4 protein-coding genes and 1 pseudogene are annotated in these 4,898 nt (G+C 43.3%); 4 read left to right on the top strand and 1 reads right to left on the bottom strand.

The window, feature by feature from the left end:
• From EWV68_RS18350 to EWV68_RS18335, 4 genes and pseudogenes are all read left to right on the top strand, one after another.
• The coding region (locus EWV68_RS18350) for an RNA-guided endonuclease InsQ/TnpB family protein (RefSeq protein WP_287170647.1) at positions 1-342 on the top strand (342 nt) is incomplete at its 5' end.
• 22 nt (positions 343-364) lie between these two features.
• Positions 365-1,867, top strand: a pseudogene (locus tag EWV68_RS18345) (glycogen debranching protein); the annotation flags it as partial.
• Between the two features lie 172 nt (positions 1,868-2,039).
• Complete coding sequence (locus EWV68_RS18340; RefSeq protein ID WP_287170645.1) at positions 2,040-2,702, top strand: TVP38/TMEM64 family protein; 663 nt, start codon at positions 2,040-2,042, stop codon at positions 2,700-2,702.
• A 227-nt stretch (positions 2,703-2,929) separates the two neighbouring features.
• The gene (locus EWV68_RS18335; RefSeq protein WP_287170643.1) at positions 2,930-3,937 is read left to right on the top strand and encodes a DnaJ C-terminal domain-containing protein; all 1,008 of its coding nucleotides are present in this window, start codon (positions 2,930-2,932) and stop codon (positions 3,935-3,937) included.
• Positions 3,938-4,114: 177 nt separating this feature from the next.
• Here EWV68_RS18335 and EWV68_RS18330 read toward each other — a convergent pair whose 3' ends face one another.
• Positions 4,115-4,459, bottom strand: a complete 345-nt coding sequence (locus tag EWV68_RS18330; RefSeq protein ID WP_002738818.1) for a hypothetical protein — start codon at positions 4,457-4,459, stop codon at positions 4,115-4,117.
• Positions 4,460-4,898: the final 439 nt, after the last annotated feature.

The raw sequence follows: 4,898 nt of genomic DNA, 5'->3' as shown, positions 1-4,898 counted from the left end.
AATCACAAATTAGCTAAAGCCGTTCAGGATATGGGTTTTTACGAGTTCCGAAGACAACTTGATTATAAAACTCAGTTGTATGGTTCGGAATTAATCATAGCCGATAGGTGGTTTCCTAGCAGTAAAACCTGTTCCAATTGTGGGTACAAAAAAGAGTCTCTATCTTTAACTGAAAGAGTTTTTGAGTGTGAGCAATGCCATGTAGTTTGCGGTCGAGACTTGAACGCTAGTCTGAATCTAGCTTCTTTGGCGGTGAGTTCCACCGTGTCAGCTTGTGGAGTAGATAGTGCCGACACTACTACAGTGAAGCAGGAAGTTAACGTCAAATTTGCTCATGAGTAGATTTGAGTAGGTTTAACAGAACGGTTACATGACCTTTGGTTATTTCGCCCCCGATCGCCGTTATGCTTACGATCGCTCCCCCGGGGGACCCACCAGAGAATTTAAGGCCATGGTCAAAGCTTTCCACGACCAAGGTATGGAAGTTTATCTCGATGTGGTCTATAATCACACCGGAGAAGGGGGCAATTGGGGCAGCAACGATGTCACCGGATTTGTTAGTTTTGGTGGTTTTGATGTGGTGGAATACTATCAACTCACCGATGAACATTATCTAGTCGATGGGGCCACCGGCTGCGGAAATCAATTAAACTTTTCCCATATTGTCACCTGTAATCTGGTTCTTGATTCCCTCACCTATTGGTTAGAAACCATGGGAGTTGATGGTTTTCGTTTTGATCTGGCCCCCGTCCTCGGCCGAACTCCTTCTAGTCATGAACGCGAAGATTGGGGCAAACAAAAACAATTCTTTCCTAAACATCCTTTGTTAGAAAAGATCGAGAAATTAGGCAAGAAATACGATGCCGAAATGATCGCCGAAGCTTGGGATATCTGGGGTTACGAAGTGGGGAATTTCCCTGCGGGTTGGGGAGAATGGAATGGCCGTTATCGCGATGCAATTCGGCGTTTTTTAAAGGGAGATGGTAATACTTTTAAATTCATCGAACAGGTGAACGGCGATTATCACAATTTTAACGACCAAGGCGGACCACACAAATCGATCGATTTTATTGTTGCCCACGATGGTTTTACCCTGATGGATTTGGTCAGTTATAACAACAAAAATAACCTCACTCCCTGGCCCTTTGGTCCTTCCGATGGCGGCAATAGTAATAACGATTCTTGGGATTCTGGGGGTGATCAGGCCTTACGTCGCCAAAGATTACGCAACTTTTGGACGATTCAATTTTTGTCTCGCGGTGTGCCGATGACTGTCTGGGGCGATGAATTTGGCCGCACTCAAAATGGTAATAATAATCCCTACAATATTGATAGTGTGGCCACTTGGAATAATTATGATATGATTGCCACTCGTTCACCCCATCTACTGCCCACGGGTTATCGGGAAGCTTATCACAATAATTTTGGCACGGGAACTAATCAAGAAGAACGCAATCCTTTATTTATTTTTGCCGCTTATATTGCTCACTTAAGACAGAATCATATAGCACTCAAACAGCACCGCTACGGTGATCTGGTTCTCGATGGGGGCAATAATGTCACCTATTTATTTAAGAAACCCGATGGTATTAGCGATTTAACTGCCCATGATCGCTCTATTTGGTTTTTAATTGATGGTAGTGCCGTCGGCGATCACGATTTTTTGGTGTTAATTAATATGTATTATCTGCCAGTGGATTTTCGTCTTCCCCCGTCATCGAATAATTATCGTTGGCTAAGAATTATTGACACGGCAGCTTGGGCAGAAACCGATTATAATTGTTGGTCTGTGGATCAAGGGACAGTAATTGCCAATAGCTATAAAGTCAATGGTTTTTCGATCGTGGTTTGCGAGGAGATTAACTGAACTACCCACACCGATATCGGGGGTAATTTGGGGACAGATAGGGCAGCCCGCTAATATTGAGATCGAGATCGATCCTATGCCGATTTCTGCTATATTTTTGGCAATAGGGAAATATAGACCCCGGCTGCATCTTATGTTTTGCAACCCGAACTTAGCCCAAAATTGCCGTTAAATGTCTAAAACTAAAAGTAGTGTTATTATCCTAACCATAATTTGTATTATCGCCACGGCGATCGGAGTTTATCTGCTCGGTGGTATCGACTCCCAACAATTACAGATCTGGTTAAAACAAATGGGAATTATGGCCCCCATTTTGTATATTATTCTCTATACGATCGGGACAATTTTAATTCTGCCTTCTACCCCCTTAAACCTCAGTGGTGGGGCCATCTTTGGGGTAGTTATGGGAACCGTTTGGACAACGATCGCCGCTTTGGTGGCCGCTATAGTTGCCTTTGCTTTTACCCGTACTATTGGCCGGGAATATACCGCCAAAAAATTTCAGGGAAAATGGCAAGCGATCGATGCAGAAATGCAGCAAGGCGGCCTATTTTATATGTTTGCTATCCGTCTATTACCGATTATTCCCTACGGTATCGTTAACTTTGTTGCGGGATTAACTTCTATCCGTTTTCGCGATTATTTGATCGGTACTTTATTAGGCACTGTCCCCGGAATTTTACCCTTTGTCATGATGGGTGCAGGTTTAAAATCTTTAGGAAAAGGCGATATATTGCCCCTAATGGTGGCTTTTACCCTCATGGCTCTGTTAGTAGGTGTGGGAACTTGGTATCGTCGTCGTCGGCAATTTCCCCAGATAAAAAGTAAAAAGTGAAAAGTAAAAAAGTGGACGTTACATTAAAGGTAAAAAGGGTGTTGGGTGTTGGGATTTTAGGGTTTTGGGGTTTTGGGGTATTAGTTGAAATTTCTCTATTCCCCTATCTCCCCATTTCCCTATCCCCTATCCCCTGACTCCGGACTCCGGACTCCTGACAGCGATAAAATTAAGTTAGATTAGGAGTATCCCGACTGAATCCCCATTGCTAAGGAGATAGCGTATCGATGCCTGCCGCAGATTATAAAGATTATTATGCCGTTCTGGGAGTAGGTAAAACTGCCAGCGCTGAAGAAATTAAAAAAGCTTTTCGTAAATTAGCCGTCAAATATCACCCCGATCGCAATCCTAACGATAAAAGCGCCGAAGAACGTTTTAAAGAAATTAGTGAAGCTTACGAAGTCCTCTCCGATAGCGAAAAACGCCAAAAATACGATCAATTTGGACAATATTGGCAACAGGCTGGGCGATCGAATTGGCCGGGTGGTAATCCGGGGGTTGACTTCGGTTCGGCCGGTTTTGACTTTAGCCAGTACAGCACCTTTGATGATTTTATCAACGAACTACTCGGTCGCATGGGGCGCTCCGGCGGTACTCGCCCCGGTTCCCATTCCTACGGGACTCCGGGGGGAGGATTTGGCGATTTTAGCAATTTTAACGACTTTGCCGGCGCTCGTACTGCACCGCAATCCGTCACTTCTGGTATCTCCACCGCTAAACTGCGTCTGACTTTTGCGGAAGCTTTACGAGGAGTACAAAAACGGGTTAATTTAGCCGGAGAAATGATCGATATCAAAATCCCCCCAGGAACTAAAACCGGTAATCGTCTCCGGGTACGGGGTAAAGGACTAATCGATCCCTTGAGTAAACAACGGGGAGATCTATTTCTCGATGTGGAATTAGACACCCATCCTTTCTTTACTTTTGAAGGCGATAATTTGACCTGTGAAGTGCCGATTACCCCCGATGAGGCGGTTTTAGGCACAGCGATCGAAGTTCCTACCCCCGATGGCCTGGTGACGGTAAAAGTTCCCGCTGGTATTCGTTCCGGTCAATCCCTGCGCTTACGCGGCAAAGGTTGGATCGATAATAAAGGACAACGCGGCGATCAATTAGTCAAAATTGTCATCGATACTCCCAAAGAATTAACGGCGATCGAACGGGAATTATACGAGAAAATTAAATCTCAGCGTACCACCGATCCCCGTCGTCATCTCAGACAGGTGCAAATTTAGTCCCTATATCTTAATAGTGAGGTACGAAGTCTTCGTTTTGGGGAGTCAGGAGACAGGATCAGATTAGCCTATACTTCATCTTTAGGAGAAAAGCTCTATCAGTTATCAGTGGTTACTGATTGGTCACTGTTTACTGTTTACTGATCACTGTTTACTGTCTCTAGAGTTTATCCTTGGCTAGAATTTAACCTTACTAGCCAACCAATTAGTAATTAATTTGGGGCTATTTTTCTTCACCCAATAGAGAGCATAAATTCTGAAGATAGGCTTAGAAAAACGAGCGATCGCTTTCATGATAAAATTTAAGTGACGACTATGAAACTTTTTATTAATTAAATTTAACGAACCCACATCGTAAAGACAGTCGATGATAATTCTAAAAGTCGTTTCCTCTCTTTGGAATAAACTATCTATTAACAATAGCACTTCCTGAATCCGTTGCTGTTTAAGCTGTTCCTCTTCGGAAACAGCCGAGAGAATCTGCTGCTGCTTAGATAATTTACTATCCGATGGGGTTAACATGATATGGTCGCCGAAAAATTAACTTGTTTTGATTTTATCCCTATTTGCCGATTTTGCAAGACCAAACCCCCCATCTATCCCCGTTTTTACGATAACACGGACCATTAGTGGTATTTACTCCCCCATGCCGTCTTGACGGTGATTGGTGCGATTATGTGATGGACTATGATTGATTATTGACAAAAGTTTACTGAATACAACATACGCCAATTCAGACTTGAATTGGCCATAATCATAGTATTCATTCAATCATTCCCATCACAGTTGAGACTAATTATGTGATGGACTGTGATTGATTATTGACAAAAGTTTACTGAATACAACCCACATTCCGCACCCTAAAGTGTCACATTGAAAATTTTATCTAAATCGTCAAAACGATTGCCGGCTCTGAATTACAGGCTAATTTGTTTGCCCAGCAGATGCACAATTAGCCCTA

Origin of the sequence: Microcystis sp. M_QC_C_20170808_M9Col (assembly GCF_007095495.1) — a bacterium.
Classification (GTDB): domain Bacteria; phylum Cyanobacteriota; class Cyanobacteriia; order Cyanobacteriales; family Microcystaceae; genus Microcystis; species Microcystis aeruginosa.
This window is presented reverse-complemented; position numbering and strand designations above follow the sequence as displayed.